Origin of the sequence: uncultured Caballeronia sp., assembly GCF_964243625.1 — a bacterium.
Classification (GTDB): Bacteria; Pseudomonadota; Gammaproteobacteria; order Burkholderiales; family Burkholderiaceae; genus Caballeronia.
Window position 1 is genome coordinate 1 of sequence record NZ_CAXTGZ010000087.1, and the last position, 15,999, is coordinate 15,999.

A 15,999-nucleotide genomic window follows, 5' to 3' on the forward strand; every position below is an offset into this window, starting at 1 on the left:
GCGGTTATCTGATTGGCGTAACGACGTGGGGCGATGCTACCGCATTGGCGTTTTAAAGCGGGGCCGATGATCCATCCGACCAATCAGCCTCCCGGAATAGCGTTTGCTGCCGTAACATTCCTGAAATCAAGCGGCCGGATAATCGTCATTGTGCAGGATTGCGTCCTGATTCCAGCGATGCCCAGCAATACCAGAACGCCGCCAACATGCCAAATCAACGGAGCTACTCATGAATTCGCAGGAAAAACAGCGCCGCTTCGAAGAAGACCTGATCGACAGCTACGACGAAGAACTGGAGATGGAAGTCGACGACCGGATTCTCGACGGCGAAGGTGCGTTTTCCGCCGAAGCGCGCGAGCAGCGCAAGGTTTATTTCCGCGAGCTGTTCCGGCTGCAAGGCGAACTCGTAAAGTTGCAGGACTGGGTGGTTGCGAGCGGACATCGTCTGGTGGTGATCTTCGAAGGCCGCGACGCCGCCGGCAAGGGCGGTGCGATCAAGCGCATTACGCAGCGGCTCAATCCCCGCGTGTGCCGCGTAGCCGCCCTGCCCGCGCCGAACAATCGCGAGCGCACGCAATGGTATTTCCAGCGTTACGTCTCGCACTTGCCGGCGGGCGGCGAGATCGTCCTGTTCGACCGCAGTTGGTACAACCGCGCGGGTGTGGAACGCGTGATGAACTTTTGCACCGACGACGAGTACGAAGAGTTCTTCCGCTCAGTGCCGGAGTTCGAAAAGATGCTGGCGAGAAGCGGTGTGCAGATCCTGAAGTACTGGTTCTCGATCACCGACGACGAGCAGGAAGTGCGCTTCCAGGCGCGCATCCAAGACCCGCTCAAGCAATGGAAACTCAGTCCGATGGATCTTGAAAGCCGCCGCCGCTGGGAGGCTTATACGCAGGCGAAGGAAGTGATGCTGGCGCGCTCGCATATTCCCGAGGCGCCGTGGTGGGTAGTGCAGGCGGTCGATAAGAAACGTGCTCGCCTCAATTGCATCAGTCATCTGTTGAGCCAGGTGCCGTACCACGAGATCGAACACCCGGCGATCGAATTGCCTGACCGCGTCTACAACGATGACTACTTGCGCCAGCCCGTGCCGGAAACCATGGTCGTTCCGGAAGTGTATTGAGGCAGGTTCAGCAGTGGCAGGTCTTCTCATGCATGGCATGGACCTGCTGCGGCTTCTGGGCATCGCCACGGTCATGGCGATGCCTGAAAACCACTTGGAATATGTATTGCGAACTCTTCATGACCACGACGAACGTCACTTGCATCAGGTTGAAATCGAGCGTCACCATCAGGCGCATCAGGACCAACAGAGGAAGTACGACGGCAGGCCGGTAGAGTTGTCGTTCAATTAATGCTTTCATGACGGCTCCCGTATCCATAAACAGAATTCTACGGATCGGGAGCCTCCGGATAAACCCGCTGTAATCGAAGACACTTGTCGTGCGGCTTGAACAATCGCGTTTTTATCGCGATGCCACGCTCGCGTTTGACGCGTCAGAGGCGGCAACAGCCGGCTCAGCCGATGCCACCGGCATATCGCCCCAGCCACCACCCAGCGCACGGATCAGGTTCACCGTGGACGTCGCCTGCACGCCCGCCAGTTGCACCGCAGTGCGCTGCGACTGCAGTACGGTACGCTCGGCATCGATCACATCGAGGTAATTGATTGCGCCCTCGGTGTATTGCGTGCGCGAGAGCTGCGCTGCGCGATTCGATGCGTTCACAGCCTCAGCTTGCGTCTGCGTCTGCGTTTCCAGAATGCGCAGGTCGGAAAGGTTGTCCTCCACTTCCTGGAACGCCACCAGCACCTGCTGACGGTAATTCGCCACATCCTCTTCATAGATGGCGCGTGCGTTCGCGAGGTTGCCCTTGCGACGGCCGCCATCGAAGATAGGAAGATTGAGCGCCGTACCCGCGAACGGTCCGAGCAGGAACGTACGGCTTGACCAGTTGAACAGGTCGCCGAGCGTTGCCGACTCGAACCCACCCGAACCGGTGATGTTCAGCGACGGGAAGAACGCCGACTTCGCCACGCCGATGCGCGAATTCGCTGCCGCCATCGCGCGTTCGGCTGCCGAGATATCCGGACGGCGTTCAAGCAACGACGAAGGCAAGCCCGGTGGAATCTTGATATCGACGGGCGTCAGCGGGTTGGCGGCCATGGTGAACTGCGACGCCGACTTGCCCAGCAACACGGCAAGGCTATGTTCCGATGCAGCCCGCATGCGCTGCACCGTCATGGCGTCGGACCTGGCGCTCGCAAGCTCGGAACGCGAACGTGCAACGTCGAGCTCGCTGATGTCGCCCTCTGCAAAGCGATGCTGCACGAGCTTCAGGCTTTGTTCCCGCAATGCGACCGTGCGTGCGAACACATCGTTTTCGGCATCGAGTTCGCGCAAGTTGAAGTAGTTCTGCGCAACGTCCGCTTGCAAGGCAAGTTGTACCGAGCGGAATAGCGCTTCGCTTTGCGCGGTATCGGCGTTTGCCGCCTTCACCGAATCCGATACGCGCCCAAACAGATCGACTTCGTACGATGCACTCGCCTGCGCGCGCCACAAGGTCTGCGACGGCACGTTGGTGTTCTGCGGCAGGAATTGCGACGCCGGCGACAGCCGCTCGCGCGTCGGGCCAAAACCTGCGTCGAGCGTCGGGAACAAGCCCGCCCGCGCCGTCTGGTTGATTGCACGCGATTCCGACACGCGCGCCGCTGCAGCTTTCAGGTTCTGGTTGGCATCGGCGGCCTGGCGTTCGAGGTCGTTCAAGGTGTCGTCGTTGAAGACGGTCCACCATTCGCCGCGCATCACCTGCTCCGACGGTTGCGCCGTCTTCCACGTGCCCTGCTCGGATGCGGCAAGCACCGTCTGCGATGTTTCCTTGAACGCAGCCGGCTCCTTCACGTCAGGCCTGGCATAAGTCGGTGCGAGCGAGCAGCCCGCGACGACCAGCAACGACCCGAGCAGCGCCGACAATCCCAGCCATCGTTTGATATTCAGCGTTTTCATTTCAATTTCTCTCATGCTTCGAGCGAAGCATTGACACCGCGCATGTGCGGATTGTGGCCGTGCTTGTCGACGAGATGCTCGCCGCCAGCCAGCTTTCTCAACAGCACATAAAACACCGGCGTAAGCATCAGGCCGAACAAGGTCACACCGAGCATGCCGAAGAACACCGCCACGCCCATCGCGTGACGCATCTCCGAACCGGCGCCCGACGAAATCACCAGCGGCACCACGCCCATGATGAAAGCGATCGACGTCATCAGAATCGGACGCAGACGCAGACGGCTTGCTTCAATCGCGGCTTCCACAATGGAGCGTCCCTGCATCTCCAGCTCACGCGCAAACTCGACAATCAAAATGGCGTTCTTCGCCGACAAGCCCACCAGCACCATCAAGCCAATCTGCGTGAAGATGTTGTTGTCGCCACCTGTGAGCCATACACCGACCAGCGCCGAGAGAATGCTCATGGGCACGATCAGGATCACGGCGAGCGGCAGCGTCAGGCTTTCATAGAGCGCAGCCAGCACCAGGAACACCAGCAGCACGCTGATCGGGAACACCCACAACGCTGCATTGCCCGCGAGGATTTGCTGATACGTCAGGTCGGTCCATTCGAACTTGATGCCGCGCGGCAGCGTTTCGGCTGCGATGCGTTCCACTGCGGCTTGCGCCTGACCGGACGAATAACCCGGAGCCGGCCCACCGTTGATGTCGGCTGAGGTATAGCCGTTGTAGCGCACCACCATTTCCGGACCGTAAGTCGGCGTCACCTTCACGAGCGACGAGAGCGGCACCATTTCGCCGTTCGCATTGCGCGTCTTCAGCAAGCCGATGTCTTCCGTGTTCGCGCGGAACGGCGCATCCGCCTGCACCCGCACCTGATACACACGGCCGAAGCGGTTGAAGTCGTTCACGTACAACGAGCCGAGATACACCTGCATCGTGCTGAAAACATCGGTGACGGACACGCCCAGTTGCTTTGCCTTTACCCGGTCCAGATCCACGTTCAATTGCGGCACGTTGATCTGATAGCTCGAGAACGTCGGGCCGAGTTCAGGCGACTGCGATGCGCGTTTGATGAACGCCTGCGTGGCGTCGTTCAATGCGGCATACCCCAGGGCGCCACGGTCTTCCAGTTGCAGCTTGAAACCACCCAACGTACCGAGACCCAGAACCGGCGGCGGCGGGAACACGGCAATGAAGGACCCCTTGATCACGGCGTACTGCTGATTCAGGGAACCCGCGATTGCACCGGCTGACAGCGCGCGGCCCTTGCGTTCGTCGAATGGCTTGAGCGTCACGAACACAACGCCGGCGCTCGACGAGTTGGTGAAGCCATTCACCGACAAACCCGGAAACTCCACCGCGCTTTGCACGCCCGGCGTCTTGCGCGCGATCTCCGTCATCTGGCGGATCACCGCTTCGGTACGATCCAGCGATGCACCGTTGGGCAGTTGCGCAAAGCTGATCAGGTACTCCTTGTCCTGCGCGGGCACGAAGCCGCCCGGCACGACCTTGCCCATCATCACCGCGCCTGCCAGCAGCACGACATAAATGCCGACCATCACGGCCTTGCGGTTGATGACACCCGTCACGCCCTTGCCGTATTTCTCCGAACCGCGTTTGAAGACCTTGTTGAACTGCCGGAAGAATCCGCCGAACACGCGATCCATGCCGCGTGTGAGCCAGTCCTTCGGTTCGTCGTGGCCCTTCAGCAACATTGCTGCGAGCGCCGGCGACAAGGTAAGCGAGTTGAACGCGGAGATCACCGTCGAGATGGCGATGGTCATCGCAAACTGCTTGTAGAACTGACCTGTCAGGCCCGACATGAATGCGAGCGGCACGAACACGGCGGTCAGCGTCAGCGCAATCGCGACGATTGGCCCGCTCACCTCTCGCATTGCCTGGTAGGTCGCCTCCCGCGCCGACAAGCCGGCCTCGATATTGCGCTCGACGTTCTCCACCACCACGATCGCATCGTCGACCACGATCCCGATGGCAAGCACCATCCCGAAGAGTGACAACGCGTTGATCGAGAATCCAAACGCGAGCAACAACGAGAACGTACCGATGATCGAAACCGGAACGGCCAACAACGGAATGATCGATGCGCGCCACGTCTGCAGGAACACGATCACTACCAGCACGACCAGCGCAATGGCTTCGGCCAGCGTGTGGATCACCGCGTCGATACTCGAGCGCACGAACTGCGTCGGGTCATACACGATCTGGTATTCCACGCCCGCGGGCATGTCCGCCTGCAGTTCCTTCATGGTCTTGCGGACCGTGTCGGAGATCTGCAGCGAATTCGCGCCCGGCTGCTGGTTGATCGCCATCGCGACCGCGGTCTTGTTGTCGAGCAACGAACGCAGTCCATATTCCGATGCCGCCAGTTCAACGCGCGCCACGTCATGCAGGTACGTGACGGCGCCGTCAGGCGAAGTCTTCAGCACGATGTCGCGGAATTCCTGTTCGGTCTGCAAGCGCCCCTGTGCGTTCACGTTCAACTGCAACGGCACGTTCGGCAAGGTCGGCGATGAACCGATCACACCAGCCGCCACCTGCACGTTCTGCTCGCGAATCGCGTTCACCACATCGGTCGCCGTCATGCCGCGTTGCGCGACTTTCTGCGGATCGAGCCAGATGCGCATCGAATAATCGCCCGAGCCCCAGAGCTGAACCTGCCCCACGCCCTGAATCCGCTCCAGCCGGTCCTTCACGTTGATCAGCGCGTAGTTGCGCAGATACGTCATGTCGTAACGGTTATTCGGCGAGTTCAGGTGAACCACCATGGTGAGCGTCGGCGACGACTTGATCGTCGTCACGCCAAGACGCGTCACGTCTTCCGGCAAACGCGGCAACGCTTGCGACACGCGGTTCTGCACCAGTTGCTGTGCCTTGTCCGGGTCCGTGCCGAGCTTGAACGTCACCGTGATGTTCAGGTTGCCGTCGCTGTTCGCCTGCGACTGCATGTACAGCATGTCTTCCACGCCGTTGATCTGCTCTTCCAATGGCGACGCCACCGTTTCAGCAATCACCTTCGGGTTTGCGCCCGGATATTGCGCATGGACGACCACGGACGGCGGCACGACTTCCGGATACTCGGAGATCGGCAGCTTGAACATGGCGATGACACCCGCCAGCAGGATGAGCACCGACAGCACGCCCGCAAAGATCGGGCGGTCGATGAAAAACTTGGAAATGTTCATGACGATTTCTTTATAAGCATGAGAGGCTGCGCGCGCGTTTCCCGCAGCGTGTCCCGTACCGGAACTCGCCGCTGTCACGCACACCAGGAGCCACCGTTAAGCGGCTATAAAGCGCGTCTTATGAAGCTTGTTTTGTTGCCGGCGACGCACTCGCCATTGCTACCGCGTTGGGTTTCACGACATCGTTCGGACGCACGCGCTGCAGACCGTTCACCACGATCCGTTCGCCCGGCTGCAAGCCCTTCACGATCACGCGCAAACCATCGCTCTGGGTGCCGAGCGTGACTTCACGGTATTGAACGCGGCTGTCTTTATCGACGACCATGACGAATTTCTTGTCCTGGTCCGTACCGATAGCGGCATCTTCGATCAGCACTGCCGGATGCGGCGTCCCGCCGCCGACCTTGATGCGGGCATAGAGCCCCGGCAGCAGGGAACCGTCGTTGTTGTCGAAACGGGCACGCACGCGGATGGTGCCCGAGCCGGTATCCAGTTGGTTATCGACCGATGCCACCTTGCCTTCGCGCGAGAAACCATCTTCATTTGCAAGGCCGAGCGAAACCGGCACGCTTGAGCGTGAGTCGCGGCTCAGGTAACGCAGGTAGGTTTGTTCATCGACATCAAACGATGCGTAGATGGGCGAGACCGAAACCAAAGTGGTCAGCAACGGCGCGCTGGAACCGGTGGAAACAATATTGCCCACAGTCATTTCCGCACGCGATACGCGACCCGACACCGGCGCCACGATATGCGTGTACGTCAGGTTGATCTTCGCGGTTTCGAGCGCCGCTTGCGCCGCCTTCAGGTTGGCCGCCGCCTCGTGCGCGGCGTTCTGCTTCTCGTCGTAATCGCGTTTGGCGATCGCATTGTCCGTGAGCAAACGCTCGGCGCGCGCCGCATCGGTCGATGTATAACCGTTGCGCGCCTGAGCCGCCGCGAGTTGCGCCGCAGCCTGGTCGACCGCCGCCACGTACGGACGCGGGTCGATCGTGAAGAGCGGATCGCCCTTCTTGACCAGCGCGCCGTCGGTGAAATGCACGGCTACGATCGTGCCGGGCACGAGCGGCCGGATATCGACTTTATCGACGGCTTCGAGGCGCCCCGAATAGTTCTGGTAGTCGGTGATGGTCTTCGAGACCACGGTGGCGACATCCACTTCCGTTGCGGGCGGCGCGGCCTGGACCGCGGCCTCGGCGTTGTTGACCGGCAGGCCGAAACCGTGCATGGCAGTGTATGTGCCGATGCCTGCCACGACCAGCGTCGCCCCTAGCGCGACGGTAATTCGTTTGCGAGTGATGGACATGCGATGCTCCAATAAAGTCGTTGAGATTGTTTTAAATTTTTAGTGTGCTGCATGCGTCTTCGGCTTGGCGCGCGTGTGCCCTGGCCGCTGCGCATGGTCGGTCCTATCCCGCAGCCGCTTCCTGAAGAACGCGACCACGTCGGCGAGCGCGGAGGGATCCGTGACCAGCCCGTAATGCGATGCGTCGACGTGGCGCGTCACTTCAGTCGGCACGCCCGCCGCGATCAGTTCGCCGGCGTATTTCTCGGCCTCGATATGCAACAGGTCATGCTGGGCGCTCGCGATCAATGCCGGCGGCAGTCCTGCAAGACGCCTCGATTCCAGCGGCGCCGCATACGGATGAAGCCGTTGCGAAGCATTGGGCAGATACGCCCGGTAACACTGCGCGCACTCGGACGCGCAGATGTCCGGTGACAGCGCCTTGTTCTCGTCGGCCATGCGCGTCATGCTCGGGTCCAGCAAGGGCGCGAGCAACGCTTGCGCGTGGATTGCGATGTCACCGCGGTCCCGGGCAATCGCCGCAAGACACGTGGCTAAGTTGCCGCCTGCATCGTGTCCCGCCACGCCGATGCGATTTGCATCGGCCCCTTGTGCACGGGCGTTCGCCACCACCCACTGCGCCGCCCGGTATGCGTCTTCGGGCGCCGCCGGAAAAGGAAAGGCCGGCGCGAGCGAATAACCGACCGAGACGACCCACGCGGGGGTATCGCGGGCAATGGTCGTCGCTGCGATATCCGCGTCGTCGAGCGTGCCGCGAACAAACCCGCCGCCATGAAAATAAAGCACGACCGGCAGGACGGTGCCGTCCGATGCGGGGCGATAACTGCGCAAGGTTATGGGTTGCGCATGTCCCGCGATTCGAACATCCTCTATGCAGAGGCCCAGATCCAGCGTCGATGCCATGGTTATTTTCAGCGCGTCCGCGCCATCCCACCTTGATTGCGATGGGACGAATTCTGAGGTCTACGTCTTTCGAAATAAATGCCTATAATCCGGCAACACAATTCGGTCGCGCTGAACAATCACGATCAATTTGACACTGCCCATTCCTACAACATCCTCGCAGCGGCTTTATTCCATGCGCTGCAAAGATTTGACGGTGAGAGAAAAATGGACCGGCTACAAGCTATGCAGGTGTTTACAAGAGTCGTCGATACCAATAGTTTTTCGCGCGCTGCAGACACGCTGGATATGCCTCGCGCCTCGGTAACGACGATTATTCAAAACCTTGAAGCGTTTCTTAACGTGCGTCTTCTGCAACGTACGACACGACGCTTGAACCTCACACCCGACGGTGCTGCTTACTATGAGCGCTGCGTGCGGATTCTCGCGGACATTGAAGAAACCGAGAGTTCATTCGCCAATACAGGAAAAGGTCCGCGCGGCAAATTGCGGATCGATATGCCGGGGTCGATCGGACGAATGATCGTCATGCCCCAATTATGTGAATTCCATACGCGTTATCCGGATATCGAGCTGATGATCGGATTCGGCGACAAACCGGTCGACCTGATTCAGGAAGGCGTGGACTGCGTGATTCGCGTGGGGACTTTGCAGGATTCTAGTCTTGTTGCAAGAAGGATTGGCGTTTTTCAAGGGCTGACCGCGGCGAGCCCGGATTATCTTGAACTGCATGGCGTGCCGCATACCATCGAGGAATTGCAGCAGCACACGGCGGTGAATTATTTTTCCAGCCGTACCGGCCGCGTGATGGATATGGATTTCGTCATCGATGGGAAATCTGTCGATGTGAAGATGCGTGGCGCCATCGCGGTGAACGATGCAGAGGCTTATCTGGCTTGCGGCGTGAAGGGCGTCGGGCTCGTGCAGATCGCACGATTCATGGCGCTGCCGTACCTGCGTTCGGGTGAGCTGGTCGAAGTGCTGCCGCAATGGAAGCCGTTGCCCATGCCTATTTCGGTCGTGTATCCCCATAACCGGCACTTGTCGCCCAAAGTGCGCGTGTTCGTCGACTGGGCCGCCGAATTGTTCGAGCGTTGCCCGTTGTTGTCCGGTCAGGAAGATGCGGAAGAGCGCTGCTTACCGACAGCGACACCGCGTTCGGTTATCGTCAAGCACGGAACACCGGATGTTGCTGGAACCGCTGAAGTGGTCGTTTAAGAGCGCTTATTGAAGGGGTTTATTCGCGGGCTTTTTACAACGAATAAACCCCTTTCTTTTGCAACGTCGCGCCGGTCGGCAATTTAATTCAGCACTTTCAACCATCCTCAGTGTAAGGGCTTAAGCCCCTATCGCACCGATAGCTTTTCTCCAAAACCCCTTGGAATAAGGCGCTTTGCGATTGTTCGGATCTCGTGATTAATCAATTCGCCTAAGCATCATTTATCCCGCAGTCGCGGTTGACTACATTTCGTCCTGTCGCAGCGCGGCACATCGCATTTGCCGCTGACTGCCCGTGCATCTATTCGAATGGCATCGATCTGATTCATGCCTTCGCTTGAACCGACAGGAGCATCACCGTGAAAACCGCAATCGCAGCGCTCTCGCTTTCCGCCGTATCCGCACTCGTTGCAACGACCGCCTTTGCCGATGGCGGCATCGGGCGCGCCGGAACCTATCAAACCGCAACGACGTCGCAAAGCACCATGACTCGCGAACAGGTCCGCGCCGAACTCGCCGCTTCTTATGCAAACGGAACACTGCCCGCATTGAACCGGAACACGTATCCGGATCGCAGCATGGCAGGTATCGCGATCGCCGCTCAGCACGATCAACGCGCTCGTGACGCGGCGCTCGCAGAAGAACGCAATCGTTCGATAGTCGAATTTGCCAACGGGTCGGTCACGCAAAGCGGCAAGGCACGAATCCAGTAATCGCCTTGAATGTGCATTGAATGTGCTTTGAACACACAGGAGCCGATCATGGATGATCTAGCACCGCTGGAAGACTTCTCCGCACTCGATGACTGGTTGCCCGAAGCGCAGCCGTTGTGGAAGCCGTTCAGGCCTCAGCTTGCCCGGGAAGAAGTTGCTGTAGAAGTGGAAGGTTGAAGGTGGGAAGCATTGACCGCAGACTCACGAAGTCCGCGGTCAATAAAAGATCAGGCCGGCGTTATCCGCAAGCCCCTACTTCACCGCACGCAGTACAGAAGTCGCAGCCGTCCTTGCGAATCATCGCGTTGGCGCCGCATGTCGGGCATTTACGGCCCGGGATCGGCAGCAATGCGTGAGGGTTGGCGGCATCCGCGTTCTCTTCTACAACGGTCGTGATGTCGTTGTCTTCACCAGCGGAAGCGGGCACGTCCTGCGTGGCCTGCGCCGAGTCCTTGCGGCGTTGAGCAAGCAAGCGCGACGGTACTTGTCCGCCTTCGACATCGAGAAATCCGCGCCGATGCAAAATCTGCTGGATCGCATACGCGAGCGCCGCGACTTCGGAATCGTGCCAGCGCGGTGACCTGTGTCCATCGAGATGCTCTACATCGCCCAGACGCACTTGGCCGCGATCCCATGACACCTTGCGCATGTCCTGCAAGTTGCGTGCGACAAACCCGCCACGCGCAGCAAGCGACAACGAGCGCATGGTCGCCGTGATCCACTGCTGCGATTCATCGCGCTGACCCGTTGGAATGAAGAACTCGATAGGCCGCTCGATGGTGACATCTTCACCGCCAAGCCGCCCCGTGATCTCCATGAAGGACACCGCCACGTATAGCGACTTCTTGCCCGCTTGCGTGAGGTACTCCACTTTTTCGATGATCGCCGGCAATTCACCGCGCGGCCGGTGATCGATGGCAATGCGCAACGGATCGAGTTGCACTTCCGAGTCGGCTGCATCGGATGGATCGGAAGCAACGACCGCCGGCGTCTCGGGGGTGACTGAGAGTACCGCGCCAAGGGTTTCATTGGGCCTGTAAGTGGCGAGCCCTTTCAGCCCGCGACGCCATGCATCGAAGTAGAGATCCTTGAAGGCATCGAAGGGATAATCGGCGGGGACATTGACGGTCTTCGAAATCGATGTATCCACGAACGGCTGAACCGCCGCCATCATCTCCAGATGATCGTGCGCGGACATGTCGAGCGCGCTGACGAAGTAGTCGGGTAGCGCCTTCACATCGCCCCCAAGCTCACGATACAACCGGTACGCATGATCCTCGACCGCGAACGATTGCCTGCTGCCATCGGCCATGCGCTTCGTGCGGGTATAGCTCCACGAGAACGCGGGTTCGATTCCGTTCGACGCGTTGTCCGCGAACGCAAGGCTCACGGTCCCCGTCGGTGCAATGGAAAGCAGATGGCTGTTGCGGATGCCGTCGCGGCGGATTTCATCCTTGAGGTCATCGGGAAGACGTGACGCAAAAGTGCCTGTTTCAAGATACTTTTCTGCATTGAAGAGCGCAAACGCGCCGCGCTCACGCGCGAGATCAACCGATGCACGATACGCCTCATCGCGCATCGTCCGCGCCACGCGCGCCGCGAATTCGCGTCCCTCTTTCGAGTTGTAGCGAACACCGAGCATCACGAGCGTATCGCCGAGTCCTGTAAAACCAACGCCGATGCGCCGCTTGTCCTGCGCTTCCTTGTCCTGCTCCGGCAGCGGCCAGAGCGTCACGTCGAGCACGTCATCGAGAAAACGAACCTGCGTGCGTGTGCTCTTGGCAAGCGCATCCCAGTCGAAGACCGGCGTGCCGCCATGCCGCTGCGCGAACGGATCGCGCACGAAACGCGTCAGGTTCAGCGGCCCGAGATTGCAGCATCCATACGCGGGCAAAGGCTGCTCGCCACACGGATTTGTCGCACGAATCGTTTCCACGGCGCGCAGGTTGTTGTCGTCGTTCATGCGCGACATGAAGACCACGCCGGGCTCCGCCACGTCATGAGTCGAACGCATGATCGTGTCCCACACTTCACGCGCCTGCACCTCGCGGTACACCCACAAACCGTCGTCACGCTGATGTGAGTCGGCGGAAGCCTTGAACGCGGGCGACGGTTCCGCGCGATGCACGAGTTGCCACGACGCGTCGTCGGACACGGCCTGCATGAACTCGTCGGTCACCGCGACCGATACATTGAAGTTGTTCCAGCGCCCCTTCACATGCTTCGCCGCGATGAACTCCAGCAAGTCGGGGTGCGTGCAGTCGAGAATGCCCATCTGCGCGCCGCGTCGCGAGCCCGCGCTTTCCACGGTCCTGCACGATGCATCGAATACGTCCATATAACTGCACGGACCCGACGCCGATGAACCCGTCGAATGCACGCGCGCCCCTTTCGGCCTGATGGCGGAAAAGTTGTAACCCACGCCGCCGCCGCGCCGCATGGTTTCGGCGGCCTGCAGCAACGCCACGTAAATGCCCGGCAAGCCGTTTTCGTCGATGCCCTGAATCGCGTCGCCCACCGGCTGCACGAAGCAGTTGATGAGCGTTGCCTGGATTCCCGTCCCTGCCGCGCTCATGATGCGCCCGGCGCCCAGCGCGCCGCGCTGGAAATTCTCGAAAAACGCCGTCTCGGCCTGCTTGCGAAGCGCCTCGGGTTCCGCGAGCGCCACGCCTCGCGCGACCCGCCGGTAGATATCGTCGATCCGGGTTTCATCGCCCTTTGCGTACTTTTCCAGCATTACGTCGATGGAAAACTGCTGCGGTGAAACCGTCAGCTTCAAATCGTCTTCAGCCATGTCCTGTCCTCATGTCCAGCGGGTGGTGCGTAGTCGCGAAGTTGCGGCGTCGGGTCCGTCCCGGGTCCGTCCCATTTGGGTTTGGCACGGATTTACTCCGTTCGAAGTAGTCCCGCCGGAGGAGCGACATGAAGTCGCGTCATCCCATCGGCGAATGGGCGGCACGCCGCGCAATTCCTAATCTTGCAGTCGATTCCCACTACAACGCAAACTTAATCGACAGGCGCGCACCATGACGGCCTCACGCAAGACTCCCGCGACTACTCCGTCCGCTTTGGCGGCAGTCGATCCGCGCGCCTGGCGCGTCCTGTGGTCGAGCACTTTCGCTTTCACCATCTGCTTCGCGATCTGGATGATGTTCGCGATTCTCGGCATTCCGCTGAAAACGCAGCTCGGCCTCTCCGATACCGAATTCGGCCTGATCGCCGCCACGCCGGTTTTGTCGGGTTCGCTTGCACGCGTGCCGCTCGGTATCTGCACGGACCGCTTCGGTGGCCGCATCGTCTTTTTCCTCACGATGCTCGCCACCGTCATTCCCATCTGGCTGCTCACCTATGCCACGCAGTTCTGGCAATTCATTTCGCTGGGACTTCTGATCGGGCTCGCAGGCGCCTGTTTTTCGATCGGCACGCCCTACGTGGCGCGCTGGTTCCCCAAAGACCGCCAGGGCCTCGCAATGGGCATCTTCGGCGCCGGCAACAGCGGCGCTGCGTTGACCAAATTCGTCGCGCCGGTGCTGATCGTGAGCTTCGGCACGTGGATGATCGTGCCGAAGGTCTACGCCATTGCAATGCTGGTCACGGCCGTGGTGTTCTGGATGACCTCGGCTACTAATCCCGCACATCGCGTCGAAAATCCGCCGAGTTTCTCGAGCCAGTTGCGCGTGATGAAAGATCGCCGCGCATGGCGCTACTCGCAGTACTACTCGGTCGTGTTCGGCGGTTATGTGGGCCTCGCGCTGTGGCTCCCGCATTACTACGTCAACCACTACGGTTTTCATATCGAACAGGCGGCGCTGCTCGCTGCGTGTTTCTCGTTGCCCGGCGGCGTACTGCGCGCGGTCGGCGGATGGCTCTCGGACCGCTTCGGCGCGCAAAAAACGACCTGGGTCGTGATGTGGACCGTGCTCGCCTGCTTCTTCTTTCTAAGCTATCCCGACACCGACCTGATCGTGCAATCGGCCCGAGGCCCGCTCGCGTTCAACATCGCCATTTCTCCCACGCTGTTCACCGTGCTGATGTTCACCGTCGGCATTGCCATGGCGATCGGCAAGGCCTCGGTCTTCAAATTCGTCTCCGATGAATACACCGGCAACATCGGCGCAGTGTCCGGCGTGGTCGGGCTTGCGGGCGGTCTGGCGGGTTTCGCGCTGCCGATTCTTTTCGGCGTGCTCGCCGACCTGACCGGCGTCAGCAGCTCGTGTTTCATGCTGCTTTTCGGCGCGACGGCTGTCAGCCTCATCTGGATGCATTTCTCTTTTCGCGCGCATGGCACGGCTGTCGAGCCACGCGCATCCACCTAACCCATCGGCTGAAACCATGTCCAACCATGTGCTGAAAAATTGGGAGCCGGAAGATCCGGCTTTCTGGAAAACACGCGGCTCGGCGATTGCCAACCGCAACCTGTGGATCTCGATCCCCGCGCTGATGCTCGCGTTCGCCGTGTGGTCGTTGTGGAGCGTCGTGGTCGTCAACCTCGACAAGGGCGGCTTCCACTTCACCAAGAACGAATTGTTCTGGCTGACCGCGTTGCCCGCGCTTTCCGGCGCCACGCTGCGCATCTTCTATTCGTTTCTCGTACCCATTTTCGGCGGCCGGCGCTTTACCGCCGTCTCCACGGCCACGCTGCTGATTCCTGCTCTTGGCATGGGCTTCGCGTTGCGCGATCCGGCCACGAGCTATTCCACCATGCTCGTACTCGCGTTGCTGTGCGGGTTTGGCGGCGCGAACTTCAGCTCGTCGATGGCCAACATCAGCTTCTTTTTTCCCAAAGCCAGAAAAGGGCTGGCGACAGGACTGAATGCGGGCATCGGCAACCTGGGGGTGTCGCTGGTGCAGTTCGTGACGCCGATCGTGATCGCCACGGCCGCGTTCGCCTCCTTCGCAGGCGGCGGCCAAACCTTCGTCAAGGAAGGCGTCGAGCATGGCATCTGGCTGCAGAACGCGGGCTTCATCTGGGTGCCGTTCATTATCGTTTCGTCGATTGCCGCGTGGTTCGGCATGAACGATATCGCCGACGCGAAAGCCTCTTTCGCCGATCAGGCCGTAATCTTCAAGCGCATGCACAACTGGTTGATGTGCTGGCTGTATATCGGCACGTTCGGTTCCTTCATTGGTTTCTCGGCAGGCTTCGCGCTCTTGACCAAGGCGCAATTCCCATCGATCAACTCGACCGCCTATGCGTTCCTCGGGCCGCTCGCAGGCGCGCTGACGCGTCCTGTCGGAGGATGGATCTCGGACCGCCTGGGCGGCGCGCGAGTGACGTTGTGGACGTTCGTCGGCATGATCGCCTCGGTATTCGTCGTCATTTCGTTCATGCCGGGCGCAGGATCAAGCGGCAACTTCGCCGGCTTCCTCGGCGCGTTCATCGTGTTGTTCATGCTGGCGGGTATCGGCAATGGCTCGACTTTCCGCATGATCCCGGTGATCTTCATGACCCAGCATCAGCGCGCAGCCAAAGGGCTCGACGACGCTGCCCAGCGCCAGGCGCTTCACAACGCCGCGAAGGAATCCGCGGCCGTGCTGGGCTTCTCCGCAGCAATCGGCGCGTACGGCGGCTTCTTCATTCCCAAAACCTTTGGTACGGCGCTCGACATGACCGGCTCGGCCGTTCCCGCGCTGTATGTGTTCATCGC

At 60.2% G+C, this 15,999-nt stretch carries 11 protein-coding genes and 1 pseudogene; 6 read left to right on the forward strand and 6 right to left on the reverse strand.

The genetic code is table 11. From position 1 onward, the window contains the following. Positions 1–229 precede the first annotated feature (229 nt). A complete protein-coding gene (gene ppk2 / locus ACFFAR_RS08495; RefSeq protein ID WP_062003145.1) occupies positions 230–1,126 on the forward strand; it encodes a polyphosphate kinase 2 in 897 nt (298 codons plus the stop codon). A 7-nt stretch (positions 1,127–1,133) separates the two neighbouring features. On the opposite strand, the gene ACFFAR_RS08500 is transcribed toward ppk2, so the two are convergent. The 5 genes from ACFFAR_RS08500 to ACFFAR_RS08520 form a co-directional block, all read right to left on the reverse strand. Beyond that, a complete protein-coding gene (locus tag ACFFAR_RS08500) occupies positions 1,134–1,367 on the reverse strand; it encodes a hypothetical protein (protein ID WP_174365160.1) in 234 nt (77 codons plus the stop codon). Positions 1,368–1,469: 102 nt separating this feature from the next. Further along, entirely contained in the window at positions 1,470–3,008 is a 1,539-nt protein-coding gene (locus tag ACFFAR_RS08505; protein WP_062171241.1) for an efflux transporter outer membrane subunit, read from the reverse strand. An 11-nt stretch (positions 3,009–3,019) separates the two neighbouring features. Next, positions 3,020–6,214, reverse strand: a complete 3,195-nt coding sequence (locus ACFFAR_RS08510) for an efflux RND transporter permease subunit (protein ID WP_375507746.1) — start codon at positions 6,212–6,214, stop codon at positions 3,020–3,022. Between the two features lie 118 nt (positions 6,215–6,332). Continuing rightward, complete coding sequence (locus ACFFAR_RS08515) at positions 6,333–7,517, reverse strand: efflux RND transporter periplasmic adaptor subunit (protein WP_062171245.1); 1,185 nt, start codon at positions 7,515–7,517, stop codon at positions 6,333–6,335. 39 nt (positions 7,518–7,556) lie between these two features. Then, positions 7,557–8,420 (reverse strand): alpha/beta hydrolase, encoded by an 864-nt coding sequence (locus ACFFAR_RS08520; RefSeq protein WP_375507747.1) that lies wholly within the window; start codon positions 8,418–8,420, stop codon positions 7,557–7,559. 207 nt (positions 8,421–8,627) lie between these two features. Between ACFFAR_RS08520 and ACFFAR_RS08525 the strand changes: the two are divergent. The 3 genes and pseudogenes from ACFFAR_RS08525 to ACFFAR_RS08535 all read left to right on the forward strand — a co-directional run. Then, positions 8,628–9,557, forward strand: a pseudogene (locus ACFFAR_RS08525) (LysR family transcriptional regulator); the annotation flags it as partial. A 440-nt stretch (positions 9,558–9,997) separates the two neighbouring features. Then, the gene (locus ACFFAR_RS08530) at positions 9,998–10,351 is read left to right on the forward strand and encodes a DUF4148 domain-containing protein (protein WP_062171247.1); all 354 of its coding nucleotides are present in this window, start codon (positions 9,998–10,000) and stop codon (positions 10,349–10,351) included. Positions 10,352–10,399: 48 nt separating this feature from the next. Then, positions 10,400–10,528 carry a hypothetical protein gene (locus ACFFAR_RS08535; protein ID WP_256701155.1) on the forward strand — a complete coding sequence of 43 codons (129 nt, stop codon included), beginning with the start codon at positions 10,400–10,402 and terminating at the stop codon, positions 10,526–10,528. Positions 10,529–10,589: 61 nt separating this feature from the next. Here ACFFAR_RS08535 and ACFFAR_RS08540 read toward each other — a convergent pair whose 3' ends face one another. After that, positions 10,590–13,145: an adenosylcobalamin-dependent ribonucleoside-diphosphate reductase gene (locus ACFFAR_RS08540; RefSeq protein ID WP_174363954.1), complete on the reverse strand. Its 2,556-nt coding sequence runs from the start codon at positions 13,143–13,145 to the stop codon at positions 10,590–10,592. A 232-nt stretch (positions 13,146–13,377) separates the two neighbouring features. Here ACFFAR_RS08540 and ACFFAR_RS08545 point away from each other — a divergent pair, with 232 nt between their 5' ends. Both ACFFAR_RS08545 and ACFFAR_RS08550 read left to right on the forward strand, forming a co-directional pair. Next, on the forward strand, positions 13,378–14,667 hold the full coding sequence (locus ACFFAR_RS08545) for a nitrate/nitrite transporter (RefSeq protein WP_375507748.1): 1,290 nt from the start codon (positions 13,378–13,380) through the stop codon (positions 14,665–14,667). Between the two features lie 16 nt (positions 14,668–14,683). Continuing rightward, positions 14,684–15,999, forward strand: a 1,316-nt coding sequence (locus ACFFAR_RS08550) for a NarK family nitrate/nitrite MFS transporter (RefSeq protein WP_375507749.1), incomplete at its 3' end; no start/stop codon positions are given.